General features: G+C 37.4%; 24 protein-coding genes. 21 read left to right on the forward strand and 3 right to left on the reverse strand.

The window, feature by feature from the left end; translation table 11 throughout:
• Positions 1-105: 105 nt before the first annotated feature.
• On the reverse strand, positions 106-1,047 hold the full coding sequence (locus tag Q5866_RS14945) for a YeiH family protein (protein ID WP_303181037.1): 942 nt from the start codon (positions 1,045-1,047) through the stop codon (positions 106-108).
• Between the two features lie 67 nt (positions 1,048-1,114).
• Positions 1,115-1,981 (reverse strand): helix-turn-helix domain-containing protein, encoded by an 867-nt coding sequence (locus Q5866_RS14950; RefSeq protein ID WP_303181039.1) that lies wholly within the window; start codon positions 1,979-1,981, stop codon positions 1,115-1,117.
• A gap of 163 nt (positions 1,982-2,144) precedes the next feature.
• On the opposite strand from Q5866_RS14950, the gene Q5866_RS14955 reads away from it, so the two are divergent.
• Positions 2,145-3,320: a multidrug effflux MFS transporter gene (locus Q5866_RS14955; protein ID WP_186977104.1), complete on the forward strand. Its 1,176-nt coding sequence runs from the start codon at positions 2,145-2,147 to the stop codon at positions 3,318-3,320.
• Between the two features lie 31 nt (positions 3,321-3,351).
• Here Q5866_RS14955 and Q5866_RS14960 read toward each other — a convergent pair whose 3' ends face one another.
• Positions 3,352-4,242: a LysR family transcriptional regulator gene (locus Q5866_RS14960; RefSeq protein ID WP_303181041.1), complete on the reverse strand. Its 891-nt coding sequence runs from the start codon at positions 4,240-4,242 to the stop codon at positions 3,352-3,354.
• Positions 4,243-5,000: 758 nt separating this feature from the next.
• Here Q5866_RS14960 and Q5866_RS14965 point away from each other — a divergent pair.
• From Q5866_RS14965 to Q5866_RS15060, 20 genes are all read left to right on the forward strand, one after another.
• Positions 5,001-5,522 carry a UpxY family transcription antiterminator gene (locus Q5866_RS14965; protein ID WP_099290779.1) on the forward strand — a complete coding sequence of 174 codons (522 nt, stop codon included), beginning with the start codon at positions 5,001-5,003 and terminating at the stop codon, positions 5,520-5,522.
• Between the two features lie 107 nt (positions 5,523-5,629).
• A complete protein-coding gene (locus Q5866_RS14970; protein ID WP_303181044.1) occupies positions 5,630-6,394 on the forward strand; it encodes a hypothetical protein in 765 nt (254 codons plus the stop codon).
• Positions 6,395-6,529: 135 nt separating this feature from the next.
• Positions 6,530-7,552, forward strand: coding sequence for a UDP-N-acetylglucosamine 4,6-dehydratase (inverting) (pseB, locus tag Q5866_RS14975; RefSeq protein ID WP_303181046.1), 1,023 nt, complete (start codon positions 6,530-6,532; stop codon positions 7,550-7,552).
• On the forward strand, positions 7,549-8,712 hold the full coding sequence (pseC, locus tag Q5866_RS14980) for a UDP-4-amino-4,6-dideoxy-N-acetyl-beta-L-altrosamine transaminase (protein ID WP_303181048.1): 1,164 nt from the start codon (positions 7,549-7,551) through the stop codon (positions 8,710-8,712). The genes pseB and pseC overlap by 4 nt, the downstream gene beginning before the upstream one ends.
• 3 nt (positions 8,713-8,715) lie before the next feature.
• Entirely contained in the window at positions 8,716-9,711 is a 996-nt protein-coding gene (locus tag Q5866_RS14985) for an acyltransferase family protein (RefSeq protein ID WP_303181050.1), read from the forward strand.
• Positions 9,712-9,831: 120 nt separating this feature from the next.
• A complete protein-coding gene (locus Q5866_RS14990; protein ID WP_303181052.1) occupies positions 9,832-10,695 on the forward strand; it encodes an aldo/keto reductase in 864 nt (287 codons plus the stop codon).
• A 1-nt stretch (position 10,696) separates the two neighbouring features.
• Positions 10,697-11,461, forward strand: coding sequence for a glycosyltransferase family protein (locus Q5866_RS14995; protein WP_303181054.1), 765 nt, complete (start codon positions 10,697-10,699; stop codon positions 11,459-11,461).
• Positions 11,462-11,465: 4 nt separating this feature from the next.
• Positions 11,466-12,773, forward strand: coding sequence for an aminotransferase class III-fold pyridoxal phosphate-dependent enzyme (locus Q5866_RS15000; RefSeq protein ID WP_303181056.1), 1,308 nt, complete (start codon positions 11,466-11,468; stop codon positions 12,771-12,773).
• A 106-nt stretch (positions 12,774-12,879) separates the two neighbouring features.
• Positions 12,880-14,685, forward strand: a complete 1,806-nt coding sequence (locus Q5866_RS15005) for a hypothetical protein (RefSeq protein ID WP_303181057.1) — start codon at positions 12,880-12,882, stop codon at positions 14,683-14,685.
• Entirely contained in the window at positions 14,682-15,644 is a 963-nt protein-coding gene (locus Q5866_RS15010) for a hypothetical protein (protein WP_303181058.1), read from the forward strand. The genes Q5866_RS15005 and Q5866_RS15010 overlap by 4 nt, the downstream gene beginning before the upstream one ends.
• Positions 15,638-16,231, forward strand: coding sequence for a UDP-4-amino-4,6-dideoxy-N-acetyl-beta-L-altrosamine N-acetyltransferase (pseH, locus tag Q5866_RS15015; RefSeq protein ID WP_303181059.1), 594 nt, complete (start codon positions 15,638-15,640; stop codon positions 16,229-16,231). The genes Q5866_RS15010 and pseH overlap by 7 nt, the downstream gene beginning before the upstream one ends.
• The gene (gene pseI, locus Q5866_RS15020; protein WP_303181061.1) at positions 16,222-17,247 is read left to right on the forward strand and encodes a pseudaminic acid synthase; all 1,026 of its coding nucleotides are present in this window, start codon (positions 16,222-16,224) and stop codon (positions 17,245-17,247) included. The genes pseH and pseI overlap by 10 nt, the downstream gene beginning before the upstream one ends.
• A gap of 1 nt (position 17,248) precedes the next feature.
• Positions 17,249-18,484, forward strand: coding sequence for a hypothetical protein (locus Q5866_RS15025; protein WP_303181063.1), 1,236 nt, complete (start codon positions 17,249-17,251; stop codon positions 18,482-18,484).
• On the forward strand, positions 18,481-19,938 hold the full coding sequence (locus Q5866_RS15030) for a lipopolysaccharide biosynthesis protein (RefSeq protein ID WP_303181064.1): 1,458 nt from the start codon (positions 18,481-18,483) through the stop codon (positions 19,936-19,938). The genes Q5866_RS15025 and Q5866_RS15030 overlap by 4 nt, the downstream gene beginning before the upstream one ends.
• Before the next feature lie 122 nt (positions 19,939-20,060).
• Positions 20,061-21,458: a hypothetical protein gene (locus Q5866_RS15035; protein ID WP_303181065.1), complete on the forward strand. Its 1,398-nt coding sequence runs from the start codon at positions 20,061-20,063 to the stop codon at positions 21,456-21,458.
• 57 nt (positions 21,459-21,515) lie between these two features.
• A complete protein-coding gene (locus Q5866_RS15040) occupies positions 21,516-22,148 on the forward strand; it encodes a sialic acid O-acetyltransferase (RefSeq protein WP_303181067.1) in 633 nt (210 codons plus the stop codon).
• A gap of 29 nt (positions 22,149-22,177) precedes the next feature.
• Positions 22,178-22,408 (forward strand): acyl carrier protein, encoded by a 231-nt coding sequence (locus Q5866_RS15045; RefSeq protein WP_303181069.1) that lies wholly within the window; start codon positions 22,178-22,180, stop codon positions 22,406-22,408.
• Positions 22,408-23,169, forward strand: a complete 762-nt coding sequence (locus tag Q5866_RS15050) for an SDR family NAD(P)-dependent oxidoreductase (RefSeq protein ID WP_368502041.1) — start codon at positions 22,408-22,410, stop codon at positions 23,167-23,169. The genes Q5866_RS15045 and Q5866_RS15050 overlap by 1 nt, the downstream gene beginning before the upstream one ends.
• Positions 23,170-23,171: 2 nt before the next feature.
• A complete protein-coding gene (locus Q5866_RS15055; RefSeq protein WP_303181070.1) occupies positions 23,172-23,930 on the forward strand; it encodes an SDR family NAD(P)-dependent oxidoreductase in 759 nt (252 codons plus the stop codon).
• 5 nt (positions 23,931-23,935) lie between these two features.
• A complete protein-coding gene (locus Q5866_RS15060; protein WP_303181071.1) occupies positions 23,936-25,336 on the forward strand; it encodes an AMP-binding protein in 1,401 nt (466 codons plus the stop codon).

The following is a 25,336-nucleotide window of genomic DNA, read 5'->3' on the forward strand; positions in this document are numbered from 1 at the left end:
AAGATTAGAAAAAAGTTTATAGAGAGGTCATGATAATATAAAAAAGGCTGTCTATTTACTTTTTAGGCAGCCTTTTTATGTATAATGAAAAAATGAACGTAATAATCAGAGAAGTAGAATTACGCTAGCAGACAAGATGCTGATACAAATCCATAGTATGATACCCAACAAGATGGGTTTGAAGCCGACTTGTTTGATCGTATCTTTAGAAAGTCCGGCACCGATCAAGAACAGGGTAAACAACATTCCCACTTTGGCAAAGCTGACGATTTCCGTGTAGAGATGATTCCATTGTGGGGTGTAGGTTGCAACAATCATGGCAATGACATACAAGAAGATGAAATAAGGAATCGAAATTTTTGATTTTTTGTTTGTTCCTTTGTTGTAAAAGAATGCGGCAATGAGCGATACGGGTATGATCCACAATGCCCGGATCAGTTTGGTTGTGGTAGCGATAACCAATGCCTCGTTGCTGTATGTTTTGGCAGCACCGACTACCGAGCTTGTGTCGTGAATGGCGATAGCACACCAGTAGCCGAATTGATGGTCGTTCATTTCCAACCAACGTCCGAGAGGCGGGAATATGAATAGAGCCACGGCGTTTAACATGAAGATTGTTCCCATGGCGACCGTGATATCTTTGTCTTTTGCATTGATAACGGGAGCCAGAGCTGCGATGGCGCTTCCCCCGCAAATGGCGGTACCCCCGGAAACCAAAAAGCCGGTATCCCTTGCCACCCGTAGTTTACGGGTAAAGAAAAGTCCCAGACTGATGGTGACCACGATGGAAACGATCGTGAAAAGGATTCCTGTTTTTCCGGCTTCAATAGCTTGACCTACATTCATGCCGAAACCGAGGCCGACAACGGATATTTGTAAAAGTATATGGGTGACACGACTATTAATGGACAGGAACGGGTGTCCGATCGTCAATGATAAAATCAGACCTAATAAGAGGGCAAAGCCCGGATCAAGAAATGGTACAAGAAACATCGCTACGATGAAGAGTACTTCTTTTTGATTTTTGTTCAGTTGAATTTTGCTCATGATCTATTTAAAATTTTGTTCGGTGCAAAATTCTTCTAAATCTATGAATTTTGGAAATAAAAAATATTCAGAGGGTATTACTTAAAGATATAGTAGAGGGGGCACTCTTTTTATCCCGGTAATCAACCGGATTCTTACCCGTGTGCCTTTTGAAGTAACGGGACAGATAGGATTGGTTGGGGAAGTTCAGATGGTTGGAGATTTCTTGAATGGTCATTTCCGTCGATTGCAGCAATACTTTTATTTCAAGTATGACATGTTTGTCGATAATCTCTTTTGCCGATTCGTCGGTGACTTTTCGCGTGATGGCTGTCAAGTAGCGGGGCGAGATGCATAATTCATCGGCGTAAAAAGTGACTTCCTTTTGTTGAAGGTAATGTTTCTGCACGAGGGAAATAAAACCGTGAAAAATCTCTTCTGCCCGGTCGTGTCCTTTTTTTTCACTGGCAAAAAACTTTTGTGTCTTGTCGTACATGTTCAGAAAAAAGCATTGCAGCAGGTTTTTAATGATCGGGTTACGGAATGTGTTTTGTCGGTCGTGATACACGAGAGTGACCATTTTTATAAGTTCGTTTATGATATCGATTCTTATTCCTTCCGCGTGGGAGCACACGGGATGCTCTTTCAAAAAGCCGAAAAACGGGGCTTCCAGACGAAAAGAAACTTCGTCCATGAGTGCTTTGGAAAAAGCGATGTAATCGACCCGAAATTCCGGTGATGAACTATTGAGCGATAGGGTGGTTGCCGGTAGAATCACAACTTCGGCGTTGGGTACAACAGGATATTTTTTTAAATCGATCTCGATTTCTGCCGTCCCTTCCCGACAGAATAGTATTAATCCGCTATCCAGCCGGTATGGACGGTCAAAAATCATATTCAAGTCGGATGTCCCGGTCACGAGTGGTTCTTCGGTGGTGGTGTAAAATGGCTTCATGTATTCCTGTTTTTGTACAAAAGTAATGGAAAAAGGTCATTTATCGAATTATTTGTTCTCAAAATGGACAACGACGAGCGGATAATGGAAATAGTCGGTTGAGGACATCTCGGTATCTTTGCCCCCGAAAAAGGATAATATATAACATGAAATAATTTGTATTATGGTAAAAAATAAAAATTCAAAAGTATTCTTACTTCTTTTCACGGGTTCGCTGACAGCTTTCGGACCCATTATGACCGATGTGTACTTACCTGCCTTTCCCCAGATGCAGCAATATTTCGGGACATCGGTTTCACTCGTGCAGTTGAGCCTGACGTTCGGGATGCTGGGGCTTGCCCTCGGGCAGCTGTTCCTTGGTCCGGTCAGTGACAAGTACGGGCGTGTACGTCCTTTGGCGTTTTCTTTGGGTGTATTTTCTTTGGCAACAGTCGCTTGTATTTTTTCTCCCACGATTTACTATTTCCTGTTTTTTCGTCTCGTGCAGGGTATATTCGGGGCGGGGTGTGTCGTGATTGCCCGTTCGATCATTGTCGACTTGTATTCCGGACGGGAATTGTCGGTGTTCTTTTCCCTGCTCGCGGGAATACAGGGGATCGCCCCTATTGCCGCACCGGTACTGGGAGGTGTGATGATGAACGTGACGGATTGGCGGGGAATATTCGGTATACTATTCGCTTTCGGGATGATTTTGTTTTTTATGACTTTTGTCTTCCGGGAGTCGCACTCCCGTGAGAAACGCGTTCAAGGCAGCACGTTTTCAGCGTTGAAAGGTTTTGTCCCGATTTTGAAAAACCGGAGGTTTATGCGTTACGTGCTCACGCAGGCTTTGGCTTTTGGTGTGTTTTTCGCGTATATAGCGGCTTCCCCTTTTATTTTTCAATCGCATTACCGGTTATCTCCCGCTCAATATAGCCTGTGTTTCGGGGCGAATGCTTTTTGTATTATGATCGGGAGTGTACTGGTTTCTTTCTTTCGGAATGAACAGAAGGTATTGTCGATGATGACGAAAGTTTTTCTGTTACTTAGTGTTTTCACGGCAGCGGCGTTGATTATGGAATTATCTTTTATCGTGGTGGAAGGGATGTTCGTGTTGCTTGCCTTGTGTTTCGGGACGATTATGCCACCGACAACTTCGCTTGCTCTGGATTTGGAGAGAACGAACTCGGGATGTGCCTCGGCAATACTCGGTTTCTTCCAATTTTTGTTCGGGAGCCTTGTGTCCCCGCTGGTCGGAATAGGGAATTTGTTCGTGACCACGGGGATCATTATACTCGTGTGTAGTTTTCTGGTCTATCTTTTCTGCCCGAAACAATTCAAAGATTCAAGGAGCCAGTGATTGCCGATGGGGTGATTCTTCAATCACTGAATCATAAGATTTTCTTGCGTTGTTCGCAGAATCTCAGCAGCAATTCGGCATAAGAGTCTATTTGTCCCTGTTTGTGGATGGCGTAAAGGGTTCGGGTGATCTCGAGGTCGTCCATGTCGACGATCTTGAGCATCCCGCAAGCTAATTCATCTCGAATGGAGAAAATAGAAACCAAGGCATAGCAATCCGAGTATTTCAAGTATTGTTTGATGCCTTCCGTGCTTCCGATTACCATTTGTTGGTTGAGGTCATTGATTGCAATTCCGGTGTCGGAGAGATGTCTTTGGATGATGTTGTAAGTACCCGAACCTTTCTCGCGCACCACGAATTTCAGTTCTTGCAATTGTGCCTTGGTAATTGAATCCCACGTTGTGTTTTTGGATGAGGTTACCAGTACGATTTCATCTTTCAGGAAAGGTATGTAATGAATATCCGGTTGTGAAGGTGTTCCCTCGATGAATGCGAGTTGAATATTCCGGTTGAGGAGTTCCTGTTCGATCTGATCCGTGTTGCCGCTAATCAAGTTGATTTTTATCTGGGGGTAACGTTCTCGAAACTGGGCCAGAAGTTCGGGTAGGATGTATTGCGAGAGCGTGGTGCTTGCCCCGATATGGAGCGTGCCGGAAAACTCTTCTTTCATGTGTTGCAGGTTGAACGTGATCGCGCGTTCCCGTTCGATAAGGTCTTCGCTTTGTTCCAGCAGGTATTTCCCGGCAGGGGTAAGTGCCAATCTTCCTTTTTCCCGTTCAAAAAGGGTTAGTCCCATTTCCCGTTCCAGTTCTTTGATACTTTTGGACACTGCCGGTTGGGAAATCCGTAAAATTTCAGCCGCTTTCGTGGTGTTCAGATGTTTTGCCGTGTGGTAGAATATAGTGAGTTTGTGATCCAGCATTCTTTTTTTGTTTTAGTTCCGAGAGAATTCGGTGTTCCCTCGAAAGTTATATTCCCGGCGAAGGTATTAATTTTAGTTGATATTTCATATTTGCACCCATAGAAGACCCAATGCAATCCTACCGAGAACCCAAGGTAATAAGTTCATAGGGCTGATGTTCGAGTAGTTCTGCTCCAGTGTTTCTATATGAAAGATTATAGGATGTTCAGAGGATAAACGGAGGAAGAACGAAGGAGGGGTATGATTACGGTATTATTTGGGTATAATTACAGTGGGTCTTCTATAGGTATTGGTGGAAGAGAAAACGGGATGATGTTAAAAAGAGTAGTATTAATCGTCAATGGGGCAAAACAGCGATGTGGTGGAGTTTTGGAGTTGAATATGAGATTATTATGTGATATTTTTAAACGATCGTTTGATGCGGTGCAAATATACATCAATTTTGAGTATCGCAATACTTTTATTAGATTTTTTTTTGACTCTCGTAATTAGGTGTTTACACTTGTGTGTACATAAAAGTGAATATTAATATTGTTAATATCATTAAATGATCGTTTTCTGATATAAAATATCGTTTTGCGAAACAGCTTTCGTGCGTCTATAATACATAGCACTGTTTAAGTGGGGTGCGTGAAACACATGGCAATAAATCAAAACCGGTGAGAGGGTTAGTGCGCGAAGCGCGTCCGGTCGGCTCATCCCGCGGAATTGCCGAAGTATCAAAAAAACGTTTGTAAAGAAGGTGAATAAATAATTACATGATCAAGGAGAAACAACTACACTGGTATGTCGCTTACACGCGAGTGAACCAGGAATTATTGATCAAGAAGAAACTGGACGAACTGGGAATAGAGAATTTCCTCCCGCTGGAAGAACAAGTGCGGGAAACCCCGTTGGGTCGCAAGATGATCCGCGTGCTTTTGATTCATGGGTTGATTTTTATCCACACGGACAAGGTGACGAGTTTCTCCCTGATCAACGAGTGTTCACTGAATATCGTTTACTTGAAAGATATAGAAGGGCATTGTTCTTTGATCGTTCCTGACAAGCAAATGGAAGATTTCATGTTCCTGCTGGATTTCTCGCCTGCCGGCATCGAGATATTGAATAAAGACCTCAAGCGAGGAGACCGGGTTCGGGTGATCAAAGGTCCGTTACAGGGACTGGAAGGCGAATTGGTGCGTTTGAGAGGGCACAAACGGGTGGTAATCCGCTTGGAAGGAGTGGCATCGATCGCCACGTCTTATATCCCGGGTTCATTCTTGGAAAAAATAGAGTAAAACAAATGGATTAATTTAAGATTTATGAATCACGATTTGCGATTGAAAAAAGTGTCAACAAGTACAATTGAAATCATAAATCTAAAATCGTAAATCAAAAAATACAAATGGAAAAAGGTTTATTTCACGATTTGTACAAGCAATTGGACAACCTTGATCTCCGGTCGTATCCCCCGGCACGATTGTCGGGCTTGTTACACGGTTACCTGACGGTGTACTCTATGGTACGGGTGTACCCGTGGCTGGAGCGTGATTTTGGAACTCCCGGTATTATTCACGAGCGAGCGAAATCGATCGTTCACTTGTATCCCGGGCAGTTGCAAAACGATGATATTTCTGTGGATACCCGGGCGGGTTATGCAGCGGACAAGATGGATGTCTACCAGGTGTACTCGGACTTGAGTTACTTGAAAAACGGTTTGGATGCGGCGTACCGGATTCTCTCGGCACGGGGGAACGGCAAGATCGCGTTGCCTTGCCGCACGCCGAATATTTGCCGTTTGTTATGCAACTGTTATTATTTTGCCGGGGACGAGGAGTGTGGAGAACTTGCCGGGCGATTGGTGACAGAGGCGTTGGGGTATACGCGGGGTGGAAATCGTGAAATGTTGTTGTCTTGGTGGGATGCCATTTGCCTGTATGATGATGCGGTCGGGGCGATGATGTTGCCGTTGGAAGAACATACGCGTCTGGGGGAAGAGCGTGCGCGTTTGGTTGTCACCGTGAGGCAAGAGGAGGAGGAGATTGTCAAACGATTCCTGCAATCGCGGGAGAATGGTTTTGATGTTACAATAAAAGTGTTTAATATACTTGCAAAGCGGGAGTTCGCCGCTTACAACGAGAGATATGCCGGGTTACGCAACCCCCGGTAACAGCGTCACCCTCGACGGTACTTCTATGCCGGATCAAGCTATTATACCGGAGGGGACGCTTCTTTTGCTGAAGCACAAGTAGTGTGTTTTCGTGCGTGCAAAATAACTAAATAAAGATAATATAATTAGCGTATTATGTTGAATAATAAGTCTGTGTTGATAACCGGGGGAACAGGTTCTTTTGGTAAAAAGTTTATTGAAACGATTTTGAGAGATTACCCAAATGTAAAACGAATTGTGATTTATTCGCGTGACGAGTTGAAGCAGTTTGAATTGAAACAAAAGTATCCGGAGAATAGTTATCCTCAATTACGTTTTTTTATTGGAGATGTACGTGATGGAGAGCGATTGAAGCGGGCTTGTGAAGGGATTGACGTGATTATTCATGCTGCCGCAATCAAGCAAGTTGATACAGCAGAGTATAACCCGGAAGAATGTATTAAGACTAATGTTCATGGAGCACAAAATGTGATTAATGCTGCTTTGCAGATGGGAGTAAAGCATGTTGTTGCTTTATCAACGGACAAGGCTTGTGCCCCGATTAATTTATATGGAGCAACCAAATTGACATCAGATAAATTATTTGTAGCCGCTAATAATATAAAGGGAAGTAGAGATATCCGATTTTCTGTTGTTCGTTATGGAAACGTGATGGGGTCTAGAGGCTCTGTGATTCCGTTTTTTATTAATAAACGAAATAGTGGGGCAAAAGAATTGCCAATTACTGATATGCGGATGACTCGTTTTAATATATCATTAGAAGCGGGAGTTGATCTGGTAATGTATGCTATCGCTCATCACCTGGGAGGAGAGATTTTTATTCCCAAAATTCCGTCTTATCATATCAAGGATGTTGCAACTGCAATAGCCCCAACTTTACCGCAAGTGGAGGTCGGCATTCGTCCAGGAGAGAAATTGCATGAAGAGATGATAACAATAACGGATGCACTAGATACCATTGATCTAGGAAAGTATTATGTGATTATGCCTTCTGTTTCGTTCAATCATTCCAGAGAAGAGTATGTAAAACATCATCATGCTGTTTATGTTCCGGATGGATTCCATTATAGTTCGGATAATAATATAGAATGGGAAACCGTGGAGAGTATGCGAGAGAATATTAAAAGGTTTGTTGATCCTAATTTTGAGGTGAAATGATAGAAAGGGCGATTCCTTATGGTCGGCAACATATCACGGACGAGGATATTCAGGCGGTTGTCGAAACGTTATGTTCGGATTATCTTACGCAAGGACCCAAGATCACTGAATTTGAGAAAGTTTTTGCCGAATACGTGGGAGTAAGATATGCGGTAGCGGTAAATAATGCTACCGCCGGGTTGCATTTGGCAGCTTCTTCTTTAGGAGTTAAGCCGGGGGATAAAGTGATCGTGACTCCAATGACATTTGCAGCTAGTGCCAACTGTGTTCGTTATTGTGGGGGAGAGGTCGTGTTTTGTGATATTGACAAGGATACTTATTTGATGGATGCTGTCAAGTTACGTCAATTATTGGCTGAAAATCCTAAAGGTACATTTAAAGGAATTATTCCGGTCGATTTCGCGGGTTATCCCCAGAATTTGGAAGAGATGAGAGGGATTGCAGATGAATATGGTTTATGGATACTTGAAGACGCTTGTCACGCTCCCGGGGGCTATTTTATGGATAGTAAAGGAGATAAACAATTCTGTGGGAATGGGAAATACGCGGATATCGGTGTTTTCTCCTTTCATCCGGTAAAGCATATTGCCACGGGAGAGGGTGGCATGGTAACGACGAATGATGAGGAGTTATATAAAAAATTGAGCTTGTACCGCACGCATGGGATCACGAAAGATCCAACTTCCCTACATGAGAATCACGGAGGGTGGTATTACGAGATGCAGCAGTTGGGATTTAATTACCGAATGACTGATTTTCAAGCTGCATTGGGTGTTTCTCAATTGAAGAGGGCGAACGAAGGTTTGATGCGTAGACAAGAGATCGCTCATAGGTATTATGAAGCTTTTCAAGCAGTAGAAGGTATTAATACTCCCAAGGTATTGGGGAATGTATATCACGCTTTTCATCTTTATATTATTCAAGTTGAGGATCGGTTAGGGTTGTATAATCATTTGCGGGAAAATAAAGTATACGCTCAAGTCCATTATGTGCCGGTACATATGCAACCTTATTATCAACAATTGGGATGTAAGAAAAAAGATTGTCCAGTAGCAGAGAAGTATTACGAACATTGTTTGAGTTTACCGATGTTCCCGACATTGACAGAAGAGGAACAAGAATACGTGATTGATCGAGTTCTGGAATTTGTGAGAAAGTAAATCATGAAACAATATTTGCCCGAGATAAACTTTTTAAAAGGAATGGCGATTATATTTGTCTTGTTCTTGCATTCGTTGGATAAGTCTATTTTAAAAGATACTTATTCTGTGTGCCATATAGGGCAAGCTGTCCCGATATTTTTTTCTGTGACATTCTATCTTGCGTTCCTTTCTTTAAAAAATAGAGAGAAAATGTTTCAATATTGGTTTTCTAAAGAACGATTTGTTAAATTATTTAGAAGAATTGTGGTGCCTGTGATAGTTCTAACATTTTTTCAATTACTATATCTAATAATAATTGGGGATATTGATATGATTAAAAGAATGTTGCTTTTAGGTGGATGGGGACCGGGGTCTTATTATGTGTGGGAGTATTTGCAAATATGGATACTTGCTCCATTTTTATATATGTTGTTAGAAAAATATGAAAATGCGGGACGGGGGATTATACTACTTTTGGGTATATGTGTATTATTAAATATTGGTTGCTCCTACTTTGTTCATATAAACAGATTGTATAGCATTTTATGCATTCGGCATTTATTTTTAGCGGCAATTGCTTATATTTGGTTGAATAACGACAAATATAAATCATGGGCGTTAGGTGTATTGGGTATTTTGTCATTGATTTATTTGATATATTTCCGGAATGTAAATTTAGAACCATTCGTTTATTATGGAGAATGGAATGGGCAGAATTATCCGATTTATTTTTGGAGTCTAATATTTATATATATGTTGTTGAGCGTTTTTAGAAAAATAAAGGATGTAAGAACGATTCGACTTATAGAATGGTGTGGGATAAATTCTTGGTCAATTTTTTTATGCCAAATGTTCGTGATAGGTTTTATCCCTTTATCTAGATTTTCCACAATAACACGCATGAATAATCCAATAATCATTCAATTGTTATATTGCACATTTGTATTCTTTATTTCAATTGTGCCTATTAGTATCACCGAAGTGGTGAGAAATAAGTTTTTAAGAAAAAAATATTGAAAGTTCGAGATACTAAATAATAATATCGACTTGAAAATGCGGTGAAACTTGTCACTTCCAAATTTGTGTGATTTTTATATCGTGAGAAAGAAATATTATTTGAATTATTGGTGGACGTATATGGATAGCTCAACTAAATTAATTTTAGGTACGGTTCAATTTGGATTGAATTACGGTGTTAATAATCAGTCTGGACAAGTTTCAAAAGAGTCGGTAGAAACAATATTGTCATTGGCTGGCAATAAAGGAATTAAAATATTGGATACCTCTAGTGCTTACGGAGCAAGTGAAAAGGTTCTTGGTGAAGTATTGAAAGAGAATGATATGAAATTTCGTATTATATCTAAATATCCTCGATCTTCTCGCTCTGTAAAGACAATCTTTGAGGAATCTTTATATACCTTGAATCAAAAAAAACTTTATGGTTATTTGATTCATCATTTTGATTTTTTTAGAGAGAAACAAGGGATGTGGAGAGAATTTTTGTCATTGAAAGAAGAAGGAAAAGTTACAAAAATAGGTTTTTCTCTTTATAATGTAGATGAATTGAAGTTCTTGCTTGATAGAGATATTACTTTTGATATATTACAATTCCCGTACAATATTTTTGATCGACAGTTTGAGGAATTTTTCCCATTATTAAAAGAAAGAAATGTTGAAATCCATGTTCGATCTGTTTTTCTTCAAGGTTTATTTTTTAAGCCATTGAAGAATTTTGAAGGGAAATTACTTCCTCTAAGGAAATATGTTGAAAGCTTACATTCTTATTGTAAAGTTCATTGTCTAAAAATAGAAGAATTGGCTTTAGGGTATGTGTATTCTTCGGAATACACGAATGGGGTTTTAATAGGTGTTGATACCAAAGAACAATTGGAATCAAATATAAAAAATCTCGGTTATAATATTTTACTTGAGGATATTGATTTTGTTCGTTCGATAGAAATAAAGGAAAAGGAGTTATTGTCTCCTGTAAATTGGAAATAAAATGAAAGTATTAGCAATTACTCAGGCTCGGTATGGTTCAACTCGTCTTCCAGCCAAAATATTAAAAACAGTTAATGATCGAACTTTACTTGAAATACATCTTTCGAGATTACTCCAATCAAAAAATATCACGAAACTTAAAGTGGCAACGACAACCGAACCTAATGCTGTATATATAGTTGATGTCGCAAAAAAGATGAATGTTGATGTTTATCAAGGTTCTATTAATGATGTTCTTGATCGATTTTATCACACTGCTCTGCCGGAAGATCCTGATTATGTAGTGAGAATTACCTCTGATTGTCCTTTGATTGATCCATTAATTGTAGACAGGGTTATTGAATTGGCGATAAATGGTAATTTTGATTATGTATCTGCAGATACAAAATCTTTCCCGGATGGCATGGATGTGGAGGTGTTTAAGTTTTCTGCATTATTAAAAGCATATGATGAAGCCACAATGCAATCAGAAAGAGAACATGTTACTTCATATATATGGAAAAATGGTACGGTAAAAGGAGGGAATCTTTTTAAATCAGAAAAATTGTATTGTAAAGAAGATTATTCCAATTATAGGATGACAGTTGACACGGCTGAAGATTTTGAATTAGTGAAAAGGCTTATCGAGGCTCTTGGATATGATAAGAGTTGTGAGGAATATGTTGAATATCTTCAAATACATCCTGAAATTTTGGAGATAAATTCTATGTATGAACGTAATGAAGGATATATGAAGTCTATAAATAACGATAAAAAAATAAAGTAATTATATGGGGCAAGGACAAGAACTTTATAAAAAAGCGAAGACATTGATTCCTGGAGGAACGATGTTGCTATCTAAAAGACCGGAGATGTTTTTACCGGAACAATGGCCATCATATTTTAGCAAAGCTAAAGGATGCAAAGTATGGGATTTGGATGGTAAAGAATATATAGATGTCACGATAATGGGGATCGGAACTAATACTTTGGGGTACGGGAATGATGAGGTTGATGAAGCTGTTATGAAAGTTATCCGTGATGGAAATATGTCTACGTTTAATTGTCCGGAAGAAGTACAGTTGGCTGAAAGATTACTTTCTTTAGATCCTTGGGCAGATATGGTGCGTTTGGCGAGAACAGGAGGAGAAGCGAATGCAATTGCGATTAGAATAGCTAGAGCCGCAAGTGGAAAAGATAAAGTCGCTGTTTGTGGTTATCATGGTTGGCATGATTGGTATCTTTCTGCGAATATAGCGGATCACGGTAATTTGAATCATTTACATTTGGCAGGACTTGATACTGCTGGTGTCCCGAATGCATTGAAAGGGTATACGATTCCATTTTATTATAACAATTTTGAAGGATTGGTGGATGTTGTTCGTAAAAACGATATTGGCGTAATTAAAATGGAGGTACAACGCAATATGGGACCTGAAAATAATTTTCTTCAAAAGGTTCGAGAACTTTGTGATGAAAGGGGTATCATATTGATTTTTGATGAATGTACAAGTGGTTTCCGGGAAACATTTGGTGGGCTTTATAAAAAGTATGGAGTGGAACCAGACATGGCGATTTATAGTAAAACCTTAGGTAACGGATATGCGATTTCTGCGATTGTTGGCAAAAAGGAGATAATGCAAGTTGCAGATGGAAAAACATTTATTAGTAGTACATTTTGGACTGAGCGGATTGGACCTGCAGCAGCCTTAGCTACATTGAATGTTATGGAAAGAGAAAAATCTTGGGAAAAAATCACGGAGATTGGAAAAAGTAACAAGAAAAGATGGCAAGAACTTGCGGATAAACATGAAATATCTATTACTCAGTGGGGAATACCTGCTCTTGCCGGATATACATTTAGTAGTGAAAAAAAACTTGCTTATAAAACCTATATTACTCAGCAAATGTTGGCTAAAGGTTATTTAGTCGGGAATAGTATGTATACTTGTCTTTGTCATACACCGGAGATACTGGAAGGGTATTTTTATGAATTGGATAAATTATTTGCTGATATTAGAGAGTTTGAAGATGGAAGGGATGTGATGAAGGAATTGAAAGGACCTGTATGTCATTCCGGTTTTAATCGATTAAATTAATATTTGTTTTTGTAATATACTGAATGTCATGTAAGTATGTTTTTGTTATAATGCAATTGTAAATATTATCCAGATCAATATTGTAAGAGTATATTAATTTTGAATTATGGCAAGATTATTTTTAGGAAATGATAAAGATGTATTTCTTGAATTCAAGAGACATAATTTGGGAATTGGATTTCATAATTATTCCAGTTTTGAAAAGGATAATATATCTGTTATTGCATTTAAAAAACTGAAAATTGATAATGAAAATTATTGCGAATTTGGAAATGATTTTATATCAGGTGTCGGTACATTTGTTTATAAAGAAAGTATTGGGGCTGTAGCTTTAAAACAGATTTATAATGATTTTTCCGGGGATCTTTTGGAAATTCGTAAAAATCTCATTGGGAATTATTTATTGGCATTAAAAAAGTCTGAAAAAGTTTATGTTTTTTGTGATGCTAATAATATTTTTAATGCGTATTATTATGAGAATAAGGGGCAATGGTGCATAAGTAATTGTTTATATGAAATCGCTTTAGCTCTTCCAATAGAATTGGGAATAAATGAATTTAATGTTATCGAGCAAATTTTTCAGTATAATATTTTAGGTAATGGTACTGTATTTAACGAGATTCAGAAATTATTAGGTAGTGAGTATTTAGAAATAGATCTTGAGGAAGGCTCGTTCTGTAAAAAGCAATTATACCTCAGTAGTCCATACAAGATAAGTGAACGACCTTTAGAAGAATTAGTTGATGAGTTTTGTTCGGATCTTCAAAAGATTACACGAAAGATCGTCAAATGTTTTAACGGGGACATTGGTGTATGTATGACGGGAGGACTTGATGCGAGAATGATATTAGCTGCTTTCTTATCGGATGGTTGTAAGCCTGTATTGACTTATGGAGTAGGTAATAGCCAATTGACAAATACTAAAAATGGAGATTTAGAAGTAGATAAGATTTATTCAGAAAGATTTGATTTGCCTCTGAAAATAATGGATTGGAGTACTCCTGAACCCGTGGATTTATTCTGGGATAAATATATTGATAAGTATGGGTTTTATGCGAGTGTTTATTCAAGTTCTAACTATGTGATGTCAGCTTTTGAAAACCTAGAGGAGAGGTTTTTGAATATTGGTTGTTATGGTGAATTATATCGAAATATAGAATGGATAGATAGCTTAGATTCTACATATTTTACGTTAGATTCATTTTTAGATAATTTTTATATAGAGCAAAAATTAGATACGAAGATTTTGAATTATTTAGAATACAGGAAACATTTAAAAAGTAAGATTAAGAAACTAATAAAAAATTATGATGGATGTATATATGAGCAGGAGAAAATTAGTAAAGAATATTTTACATTTTTAAATTTCGAGAGAAGAAAAAATGCAGATTCTAGTGTAATCAATTTGTTGAATCAGCATCGATATTCATTTGCTATTCTGGCAGAACCAAATCTAATAGAAAAAGCATTTATCCCAATAGATAGTAAAAAAGATGCGATATTTATCATTAAAGTACTTGAAAGATTATTTCCTCCAATTTTAGAGATCCCATTTTTTTCTCGTTGTGAATGGTGTGTTTTTGATCCAGAGTGTAAACTAATAGTGAAAGATCCTAAAGGACTTTCCAAGTATCATAAATTAATACGGAAATTCTTTTTTTTAACTCATATCGGGCAGCGTGTTTATTATAGCTTGGGTGCTGTTGTAAATTTATTACGAGGTAATAAAAAAACAGCAAAAGAAGCATTTCAGCGAAAAAAAATAGCAAGTCGTTTATCTTGTATTATTCGAGAATATGGAATATTTAATCATCATGTTGATCCGATGGTTTCTGTTTATTTGTCGCAAGAGTCTAGATATGCTATTTTATTAAAAACTTTCTTTCACTTAAGGCGTAGAGAGCGGATATGAGGAAACTTTTCTTTAGAGCAGATGCAGGAATTAAAATCGGTTGGGGACATTTTATTCGAACCTTGGCTCTTGCCGATATGCTAAAAGACGTTTTTGAATGTACGTTTTTTACACAGGAGCCAACATTGTATCAGATAAATGAAGTTGAAAAAGTTTGTAAACTTGTGTCGTTACCTAGTGATGATTCTAAACTAAGTATTTTCTTGGATTATTTGTGTGGAGATGAAATAGTGTTTTTAGATAATTATTTTTTTACTTCGGAGTATCAAAAGCAAATAAAGGAGAAAGGATGTAAGTTAGTTTGTTTAGGGACAAATGATAGGCATTATTATGCGGATTTGTTATTTAATTTTGCAGAAACCAATCCTTGTATTTTTTCTGTAGAACCATATACAAAGATTTTCTGTGGAGTAGAATGGGCGATTCTTAGAAAACCTTTTAGGGAGAAATTTGCAGATAGAGTTGTAAATCGAAATGGTATTGTCATTTGTTTTGGTGGGACGGATCAATATTTTATGACTGAAAAAGTTGTAGATTATCTAAAATCGTTTACTCCAAATTGTGAGATTCATGTCATTTTGACAACATCTTTTTCATCGGTTCGAATCAAGGCTTTACAAGAGAAAAAAATTATTATTCACGTAGATCTATCGGCAGAGCAGATTGCATTGTTGTTTGACCGTGTATCTTTGGCGATATTGTCAACTAGTACGATATGTCTAGAAGCATTATCGAGAGATGTAGATGTAATTGCAGGATATTATGTCGATAATCAGGTGAAATTGTATGATTTGTTAGTCGGGAAAAATCTAGTGAATGGGATAGGAAATTTGATGGATGGTGATTTGAAAATAAGATTAAGAGATACGTTAAAGGATATGCTAAATAGGCATAAGGCATCATTAAATTTTCATGATATAAAAGAACGTTATATTGATTTATTTAAAAAAATATGCTGATAGATAGAGATAAAGTCTATACGGTAGATGTTTATTCTTATAAAAACTTTGTTTCTCTTTCTAAAGAAGAAATTAAACTTGTTTGGGAATGGAGAAATCATGATAAAACGAGGAAATGGATGATAAATCAAAATGAGATTACTTGGGAGAATCATTTAACGTTCCTTAGGAAATTGAAAATGCGGGAGGATGCTTTTTATTGGTTGATGTTTCGAGAGAATAAACCTATTGGAGTCCTGAGTATTGTAAATATTGACTATTTAAGGTCAGAATGTGATCCGGGGTATTACCTTGCTCCGGATTTAGATGGTACAGGGCTGGGTTTAGAGATGCACTACTACTATAAACAGTTAATATTTAATTATTTGGGATTTGATTATTTAGTTAGCCATATATTGTTTGGTAATACAAATGCCTATCAACTCTCTCTCTTTTTTGGAGCAGAAAAGGAAGGGGAGGAACATATTAATGGAGAAAAATATGTTATAGTACGAACTCCTAAATCTAGATTCAATAAAATTGGGAGAGAAAAACTTATAAATCAATTTGTGAAATTTAATAGGGAAAATCCTATAAAATGGGAATAGAAAAATTCTTAAATAAGAAAGAGGCCTTTATTATTGCAGAGTTATCTGCAAATCATAATCATGATTACGATTTGGCGATAAAAACGATAGAGGCAATGGCAGATGCCGGGGCAGATGCCGTTAAAATTCAGACCTATACGCCGGATTCGCTCGTTATGGATATTGATAATGAGTTTTTTGGACCGATAAGAGGAGGGTTATGGGATGGTATTAAGAGATATGATCTTTATAAGCAAGGAATGTTACCTTATGAATGGCAGCCAAGGTTGAAAGCATTTGCTGAAAAATTAGGATTGCTCTTTTTTTCTACACCTTTTGATTGTGCTGGAGTTGATTTTTTAGAACAAATGAATGTTCCGCTGTATAAGATAGCCTCTTTTGAAATCAATGATATTCCTTTAATCCGTTATATAGCAAAAAAAAAGAAACCGATAATTCTTTCAACGGGAGTAGGTGATGAGGAAGATATTGCTTTAGCTTTGAAAGTATGCCATGAAGAAGGGAATAACGATATTTCTTTGTTAAAATGTACATCTGATTATCCGGCTTCTTATGAGAAAGCTAATTTGCAGACAATACCTGATATGAAAAATCGTTTTGGCGTTCGCGTTGGTGTTTCAGATCATTCAATGGGAAGTTTAGTGCCAATGGTAGCGGTTGCTTTAGGAGCAACTATTGTTGAAAAACATTTTATCCTCTCTCGTTCTGTTGGGGGACCGGATGCCGCATTTTCAATGGAGCCACACGAGTTTAAACAAATGGTGCAGGATGTGCGTAATGTTGAAAAAGTTCTGGGCAATGTTAAATATGATATTTCGGAAACGGAACGTCGTAAACGTCGTTCTTTATATGCTTTTCATAATATAAAAAAGGGAGAAGCTTTTACTGAAAATAACGTACGTTCATTTCGTCCCGGTTTTGGGCTTTCTCCAAAATATTATGATATTATAATGACAAAAATCAGTCGCCGCGATTTCCAACGAGGAGATATTTTAACAGAGGATGATATTAGATAGCATGCGAACAAGTGTTGTTGAAAAATTTGCTGTAGGTGCAGGTATTTTATGGTTATTGACCGTTTTAGACTCATTTTTTATTTGGAATTCATACGAGAATTTTTTGAAAGTATTGGCGGGGATGTTGGTTGTGATTGCATCATTTTTTTTGTACAATAGGAAAAAAATGATATTTACAATTCCTAGAATGTGGTTGGTGTTTTCGGGCTTTTTGTTTTTCATGTATGTTAATCTTAGAATAGATATAGGAATATGGGGTATATTGGTACGTTTTTTTGTTGTCTTTCCGTTTGTGCTTTTAGTTACCTGGAAAAATGAGATTTTGAATAACCTATATTTGATATTTAGAAAAATCATTATTTTTTTTGCAATAGGTTCCATCCTGATAACTCTATTTTTTGTAACAGGTTTAATACAGTATATTCCTTATTATGTTGTAGAAGCCCGTTCTAACGTTCATGAATTAGCAGATCTAAATTATCATATATATGGTTGTTTTGTAACAATTCATAGCTATATTCCTTCAATGATACCAAGGGCTTGTGGACCTTTGCAGGAGCCGGGGCACTTTGCGATTATTTTGGGATTTGTTTTTTTGATAGACCGATTTTTGAAGCAGAAAGTTAATATAGGAATTGTAATGTGTGGTATCTTGACATTCTCAATGAATTTTTTTGTACTTGCAGCTTTGGGTGAAATTTATGATTTTGTATATAATAAAGCCGGATTGAAAAAACTATGGATATATATATCAATTTTATTAATGATGCTTCTTGTATTTCTATTTTTGAGTAAAGGGTTACAGGAACAATTAATATATTTGTTTTATGAACGGAATTTAGAACGTGTTTTTGAAGCTTACCAATCAACAAATTCTTTGTCTAATGCGTTAGATGAAAGAATTAATCAAACAGGTGCATTTTACTATGAACAATTTCTTCATTCATCAAAATTATTGTTTGGAGTCGGAACGACTGATGATGAAATTGTCCTTTCTGATTACCGGGGGATGTTGCTCAGACTCGGGTATGTTGGATTTTTCTTGTCACTTTTATGGGCTTATATGTCGTTATTGAATGCTCCTTTCCGTCTTAGAATTTGTCTTATTGGTGCGATGCTTTTGATTTATCTTCATAGAGCATGGATGATGCAGCAGCCATATATTTATTTTTTAGTGTTTCTTTCAGTTTGTGTCTACAATTATCATTTGTCTCATCGTGTAAATGAATTGAAATGAAAATTTTAAGAGGGATAAAGTTAGTACTGAAAAATAAAGTGATGCTTTATATGTTGACGCGATATGTTACATATGGGATGAGTTTTTTTGTATCAATGTATGCTGCTAATCGAATGGGACCTTACTATTATGGTATTTGGGGATATTTGATATTACTATTGAATTATTTTAATTTAATTAATTTTGGAATACCTCAAGCTGCTCAAGTGCTTCAAATTCAGAATAGAGAAAACTTAAGTCGGCGAGATGCTTTTGAAAAGAGTGGATTTGTGTTGACCGGAGTATTGGGAGTTGGTGTTATCTGTTTTGCATTGTATGAAAGAATTGTCGGAATAGCTTTTTTTGAAAAATATGAACTTGGGAATTTATTTTATTGGATTTGTTTATGTGGTATAATAAATTATTTTAATCTGTATTGTAGTAAAGTCTATCGGGTTAAAAATAAATTGCTGGAAATAGCTTTTCATCAAACTTTCGTTGTGTTGTTGACTTTTGTGGTGGTTTTTTGGAAAGAAGGTTATCCATTATTACAATGGATGTTGGGTGCATATGTTATTGCTTATTTCGTTATTTTTTTATTTTATTCATTTCGGGGAGGAATTACTTTAAAAGGAGAATTTCGATTTTATGATTGCAAAAAAATAATTAATAAGGGATTCTTTCTATTTTTATATAACTCTGGTTTCTATTTTATTATGATTTCTACTAAAACAATAGTTAGTATCAATTATACTGTAACGGAATTTGGTTATTTTACATTTGCCTATTTGTTAGGACATGCTGTTTTACAATTATTAGAGGCTTTTTCTTATTTGATCTCTGCAAAGTTATTAAATAGATATCGTTCTTCTGATACAGAAGTTGTTTCTTCAACCATTCGACTGATAAGGGTAAATTATGTTGCCTTGTTTCATGGGATTATGTATTTGGCAATGATTGTTTTTCCTGTATTTATTCGTTTTGTGCCCAAATACGAAGGCACATTATTAATGATTAATTTGGCTTGTTTGACAATGTTACTTTTCACAAATTCCTTTGGTTACTCTACATTTCTTATGGCAAGAAATAAAGAAAGAGTACTAGCTTTTATTGCAATATTTTCTTTGGGAATAAATGTTTTACTGGGTGTGTTTTGTGTGAACGTTTTACAAGTAAATTATCAATATACGATATTACCAACACTTTTGACTTATTTTATATATGCTTATTTATGTGTATATTATGGTCGGAAAGAATTAAAATTGAATCGAAGTATCATGAATGTTTTTAAAGACTGTTTTCCATTGCGGTTATTACTTCCATTTATTGTAGCAATTATCCTAATTCTTTGTAATATAACGTATTTGTTGTGTATACCTTTGGTTATTTATATCGCTTTAAATGGAACGACAATAAAAGAGATTTTTCATTCGTTCAAGAGAATTTTTTATAAACCTGAGATTGTTGATTTGTAGATTATGTGATTGATGAACGACCAATTTTATATACAATAAAAGGTTGAGAAATGATAAGTTTGTTAGAGAAGTATTTAAGCACGATTAGTTAAAAAAATGATAAACGAGATTTAACGAAAGATATGACACAGTTATCAAGGGGAGAAGAAGAATTACTGCGTATTATTGAGGATGAAAAGTTGCTGTATAAATATAAGATATATGGAATATCCGTATGGACTATAGTAAGGAGAAGGTATAGACAACTTCGTCTTGAAAAGATTTGTGGTATTGCTTCGATGTCAAATCATGCTCATTTTAATTTCAAGAGGTTATTATTGACATTTTTTGTATCATTGAGGCAGTTTATTCATTTTTTATTAAAACGAAAACAAGTCGATATATGGTTTTTAAATTTTACGCGATTGGATTGTGCGAATGGGATTTGGTTGGATAAATTTATAGATCCTATCATTGATGAATTAGGACTAAGTAATTATATATGTTTCGAACGAGGAAATTCTGGTGTACACCGGAAGCCTCGTTTGCATCAAAATTCAATTGTATACACGGAAGTGATAGATTTTTCAGTTAATTTATTGGAGATTCTAGTTTCCCCTTTTTATTATTTGAGGTATAGGAAAGTTTATTTGGGACTTTTTAATGCTGCCCAAAATTCATTTTTCATGCGGCGGAAAGATTTCTGGCAAATTGTTCGCTTGTTCGCTAGATTTGATATCAAAAGGAGAATATTCAAGAATGTTTTTAGAAGAAAGCATGTTAAATATTTATTGGGAGTTGCTAGATCGGGCTTTTATCCAGAAATGGTGGCATGTAAGGAACTCGGCATTCCAGTGTTCGAGTTTCAGCATGGAATAACGGTGGGTGAGACGGTTCTTTATTCTGGTTCTGTTGATGAAATGTTTGTTCCTGACTATTTTTTGGCTTTTGGTAAGATGTGGGTCGGAGCTCAATTTGGGATTAATTGTGAAAGAATAAAAGTAATAGGATGGGCCTATCGGGACTATCTTCGTAAAACACTTGCTGCCATATCAAAAAAGGAAAAATATATATTATTTGCATCAGAACCTGAAATATCAGACAAGATAATATCAGCCGTTACTGGATTAGCAAAGGCTTTTCCCGATTATTTTTTTGATATCCGTCTTCATCCGCAGGAGCGATTTAAGTCAGGGCAAAATGCGATAATTGAAACTATTCCCAATGTTAGGGTTGTGGATAATAAAATTGGCTCGTTCGTAGCACTTATGCAGTATGATTATGTTGCGGGTGAACATTCAACTGTTCTATATGAAGCGATGAGTTTGGGTAAAAAGGTTGCTAAAATATGTTTTGCTGATTTGCATCCCAAGTCGTTAATTGATAATTATGATGATGGATTCTATTATGTTCATAATATAGAGGAATTCGGTCTTTTCTTGAAGACTGAATTGAACGAGTCTCAAAAAGAAAAAATGAGTCAGATATATTCACCATTCGACAAAGAGGGGTTCTTGAATTTGTTAGGATGTGATTCGTAGTTTGTCGGTTGATAATAATGTTGATGACATATCATTTTTATTCTTAAATTCTTGATGATGAAAAAATTAATAATCATTGGTGCCGGAGGAATGGGGCGAACATTCTATGACTGGGTGAGAGAAAGTGTAGGGTATGGGGAGTTGTTTGTGATAAAAGGTTTTATTGATGACAATGTTAATGCATTGGATGGTTTTGAAGGATATCCTCCGATGTTAGGTCCTATTAACGAGTACGTTCCAGAAAAAGATGATGTGTTTACTTGTTCAATGGGAGGAAGAGCCAAGAAGATATGTTGTGAGAAAATTTTAAGCAAAGGTGGGGTATTTGTAAATATTATTCATTCAACGGCTCGTGTTGGTACGAACGTGAAATTGGGTTTAGGGAATGTAGTTGGGGCTTATGTGGCGTTAGGGGCGGATGTTAGAATTGGGGATCATAATCTGCTCCAGAGTTATAGTGTTGTCGGGCATGATGCTGTTATCGGAAATTGGAACCGAATAGATACGCATGTGACTTGCGTGGGGGGAATAAGAATTGAGAACGAAACGATGATTCATACCTCTGTGGTTATCAATCATAAGGTGGTCGTTGAAACTGGTGCAAAGGTTGGGGCGTGTAGTTTTGTGATTAAAAAAGTGAAAGCAGGAACGACCGTGATGGGAAATCCTGCTAAAAGGATTGAAATTTAAAGTAAGTTAGTTATATAAAATATTTAGTTATGGAGATTTTTAAGTTTATCGAGTTATTTGCAGAGTTGTTTGACGAGACGGATGTAAACGTGTTTACTAAAGAGACAGAATTTAAAAAGTTGGAGGAATGGTCTTCTTTGATGGCTCTTTCTGTTATTGCGATGGTGGATGAAGAATATGGGATAACTATTCAAGGAGAGGATATTCGAAATGCTAACACAATAGCAGATCTTTTCGATAACGTGAAAGCTAAGCAGTAATGGAGATGTTATATAATCCGTTTTCGCTTTGCGATAAAGTCATTTTGGTTACAGGGGCGGCGTCCGGTATCGGGAGGGCTACCGCAATAGAGTGTTCTAAAATGGGAGCTTCAGTGATTATCACGGATATCCGTGAAAACGGATTGACGGAAACCTTGCATTTATTGTGTGGAGAGAATAGAGAGCATCGAATGATCACTTGTGATTTAACGGAAGATGCTGATTTGGAGAGAATGGTGTCGTTTCTTCCCATGTTGGACGGGATGGTAAATAATGCGGGGATCACAAAACCATTGCCAGTGAAATTTATAAACCGTGGAGATATTGAAAAAATACTTTCGGTGAATGCACTTGCTCCGATATATTTAACACAAAAATTATTGAAAAAGAAGAAGTTGAAGAAAGGAGCATCTCTTGTTTTCACTGTTTCAATCGGCGGAGTTTATACAGTGGCTCCGGGTAATGCGATGTATGGTGTTTCTAAGGGTGCTTTACATGTATTCATGAAAAATGCAGCTTTAGAGTTAGCTTCTACAGGGATTCGGTGTAATAGTGTAAATCCGGGGATGGTGGATACTAATTTAGTGGCAGGTAAACAGTATTCGCAAGATGATAGGGAGCGGGATATGAAAACCTATCCGATGAAGCGATACGGGGAACCTCGAGAGGTCGCATTGGGGATTGTTTACTTGTTATCGGATGCTTCCTCGTTTGTTACCGGACACACGTTAATTATTGATGGGGGGAAAACTTTGTATTAAAGATGGAAAAATTATTACATGGCAAGGTTTGTATTGTTACAGGAGCCGCTCAAGGAATTGGGAAGGCAATCGTGGAGCGTTTTGCCGCAGATGGAGGTATTGTCTATGCTTTTGACCGGCAAACGGGAGTAATGGAGCAATGGGCGAAGGATTGTTCAGAACGTTATGATGTGAGAATAATTCCTGTTTGTTGCGATATAACAGATAGTACTGGAGTGAAAAATGTTTTAATGTCGATACACAAGCAAGAGGGAAAAATAGATGTACTAGTGAATAATGCCGGAGTTGTTTTTAATCGGAAGATTGGGATGATCATACGAGAGGAAACGGAGTTGATGTTTCGTGTGAATGTGATTGCCGTATTGGAATTAATGCAGTTGGTGGCTCGTTTTATGGCTAGAAATAAACGTGGGACGATTGTGAATATTGCGTCCGTTACAGCCGTATTGGGTTCCTCGGGACAGGTTGCCTACTCTGCCACGAAAGGGGCGATAATTTCATTGACCAAATCGGCAGCGAAAGAACTTGCTCCGCAAGGAATACGCGTGAATGCGGTGGCTCCGGGAATAGTGGAAACAGAGCGTTTTGCAGAGTTGTATGAATCTTCCGGAGATAAAATAGACGAGAGGATAAACCGGATTGCTTTGGGCAGGTTGGGGACTCCCGAAGATGTAGCTAATGCATGTTCCTTTTTAGCTTCCGAGAGAGCTTCATATATTTCAGGACAGATATTGGGAGTTGACGGTTGTGCTTCGATTTAGAAGTTATGATACTGAATATTAATAAGCATGAAAGAGATTCTTTGGCTGTAATAGATTCAGCCGGAGACATGTTGAAATATGGTGAATTGACGGAATTTGTCAATGAGTTAAAAGAACTAGTACGAAATCGTTCTCTCGTGTTCGTTCTTGCAGGTAATGACGTGGGGGGAATAGCTTGGAGCGTTGGATTGATTGGGGCGGGGATTATTCCTTTGTTGTTAAGTCCGAAGATAGACAAGGAGCTATTACAAAAATTAGAGGATATTTATCAGCCTGGGTATATATGTCTTTCAAATGGGGATTTAGGAGGGGTTGGTGTTGAACGGGAATTGTGTCGTTGGGGGTATTCCCTGTTGGAAACAGGTAAAAAGAATTACCCTCTTTATGAGCAATTATCACATCTTCTTCCCACATCAGGATCCACGGGTAGCCCGAAACTCGTGCGTCACAGTTATGAAAACGTGGAAGCCTCGGCTTTAAATATTTCGACTTTTTTTGAACTGAAGAGCGAGGATCGCCCCGTGCTTGTTTTGCCCCTGTATTATACCATGGGCTTGTCGGTTGTATTCAGTCATCTATACGTGGGGGCGACGGTTCTTGCGACGGATTTGAGTATGACACAAAGAGAGTTTTGGACTTTTTTGAAAGAGCGAAAAGCGACGAGTTTCACCGGAGTGCCTTATAGTTTCGAGATTTTGCGAATGATGCGTTTTTTCAAAATGGATTTACCTGATTTGGAGTTGTTGACGCAAGGGGGAGGTAAGTTGTCGAGGGAATTGAATCTCCAATTCGTGGAATACGCACAACAAACGGGAAAACGATGGATTGCTACTTACGGGCAAACGGAAGGGACGGCTAGGATGGCTTATTTGCCACCGGAATATGCCTTGTCGAAATGTGGGAGTATCGGGAAAGCGGTACCTAACGGGGAGTTATTTTTAATAGATTCGGAAGGACAATTAGTTAAGGAAAGTCACAAAGAAGGGGAGCTGTGCTATCGGGGGAGGAATGTAACTTTGGGGTATGCCTTGTGCAAGGAGGATTTGGCGTTGGGTGATGAACGAAAGGGATGTTTGAAGACGGGAGATTTGGCTTATCGGGATGATGATGGGTTTTATTATATCGTGGGGCGTACGGGACGATTCTTAAAACTTTATGGGATGCGGGTTGGGCTTGATGAATGTGAGCAAATCGTAAGAGCTGCATTCCCGGTTGAATGTGCATGCGTGGGAACGGATGCAAAGATGATAGTTTATATCACAAATGCGCAGTTAGCTGGGTTGGTGAAAGGGGAGTTGGTTGAAAAAACTGGTATTGTGGCATCAGCTTTTGAAGTGCGAATTATATCTGAGATACCCCGAAATAGAGTGGGGAAAGTTTTATATAGTCAATTGAATAACCAATAA

The organism is uncultured Butyricimonas sp. (genome assembly GCF_959596855.1).
Taxonomy (GTDB): domain Bacteria; phylum Bacteroidota; class Bacteroidia; order Bacteroidales; family Marinifilaceae; genus Butyricimonas; species Butyricimonas muris.

Coding starts and splice junctions, on each gene's coding strand:
- pseI (WP_303181061.1), top strand. CDS start 16,222: ATGGGAATAGAAAAATTCTTAAATAAGAAAGAGGCCTTTATTATTGCA.
- Q5866_RS15000 (WP_303181056.1), top strand. CDS start 11,466: ATGGGGCAAGGACAAGAACTTTATAAAAAAGCGAAGACATTGATTCCT.
- Q5866_RS15040 (WP_303181067.1), top strand. CDS start 21,516: ATGAAAAAATTAATAATCATTGGTGCCGGAGGAATGGGGCGAACATTC.
- pseC (WP_303181048.1), top strand. CDS start 7,549: ATGATAGAAAGGGCGATTCCTTATGGTCGGCAACATATCACGGACGAG.
- Q5866_RS15030 (WP_303181064.1), top strand. CDS start 18,481: ATGAAAATTTTAAGAGGGATAAAGTTAGTACTGAAAAATAAAGTGATG.
- Q5866_RS15060 (WP_303181071.1), top strand. CDS start 23,936: ATGATACTGAATATTAATAAGCATGAAAGAGATTCTTTGGCTGTAATA.
- pseB (WP_303181046.1), top strand. CDS start 6,530: ATGTTGAATAATAAGTCTGTGTTGATAACCGGGGGAACAGGTTCTTTT.
- Q5866_RS14970 (WP_303181044.1), top strand. CDS start 5,630: ATGGAAAAAGGTTTATTTCACGATTTGTACAAGCAATTGGACAACCTT.
- Q5866_RS15025 (WP_303181063.1), top strand. CDS start 17,249: ATGCGAACAAGTGTTGTTGAAAAATTTGCTGTAGGTGCAGGTATTTTA.
- Q5866_RS14945 (WP_303181037.1), bottom strand. CDS start 1,047: ATGAGCAAAATTCAACTGAACAAAAATCAAAAAGAAGTACTCTTCATC.
- Q5866_RS14995 (WP_303181054.1), top strand. CDS start 10,697: ATGAAAGTATTAGCAATTACTCAGGCTCGGTATGGTTCAACTCGTCTT.
- Q5866_RS14965 (WP_099290779.1), top strand. CDS start 5,001: ATGATCAAGGAGAAACAACTACACTGGTATGTCGCTTACACGCGAGTG.
- Q5866_RS15010 (WP_303181058.1), top strand. CDS start 14,682: ATGAGGAAACTTTTCTTTAGAGCAGATGCAGGAATTAAAATCGGTTGG.
- Q5866_RS14990 (WP_303181052.1), top strand. CDS start 9,832: ATGGATAGCTCAACTAAATTAATTTTAGGTACGGTTCAATTTGGATTG.
- Q5866_RS14950 (WP_303181039.1), bottom strand. CDS start 1,981: ATGAAGCCATTTTACACCACCACCGAAGAACCACTCGTGACCGGGACA.
- Q5866_RS15050 (WP_368502041.1), top strand. CDS start 22,408: ATGGAGATGTTATATAATCCGTTTTCGCTTTGCGATAAAGTCATTTTG.
- Q5866_RS15045 (WP_303181069.1), top strand. CDS start 22,178: ATGGAGATTTTTAAGTTTATCGAGTTATTTGCAGAGTTGTTTGACGAG.
- Q5866_RS14955 (WP_186977104.1), top strand. CDS start 2,145: ATGGTAAAAAATAAAAATTCAAAAGTATTCTTACTTCTTTTCACGGGT.
- Q5866_RS14960 (WP_303181041.1), bottom strand. CDS start 4,242: ATGCTGGATCACAAACTCACTATATTCTACCACACGGCAAAACATCTG.
- Q5866_RS14985 (WP_303181050.1), top strand. CDS start 8,716: ATGAAACAATATTTGCCCGAGATAAACTTTTTAAAAGGAATGGCGATT.
- Q5866_RS15035 (WP_303181065.1), top strand. CDS start 20,061: ATGACACAGTTATCAAGGGGAGAAGAAGAATTACTGCGTATTATTGAG.
- pseH (WP_303181059.1), top strand. CDS start 15,638: ATGCTGATAGATAGAGATAAAGTCTATACGGTAGATGTTTATTCTTAT.
- Q5866_RS15005 (WP_303181057.1), top strand. CDS start 12,880: ATGGCAAGATTATTTTTAGGAAATGATAAAGATGTATTTCTTGAATTC.
- Q5866_RS15055 (WP_303181070.1), top strand. CDS start 23,172: ATGGAAAAATTATTACATGGCAAGGTTTGTATTGTTACAGGAGCCGCT.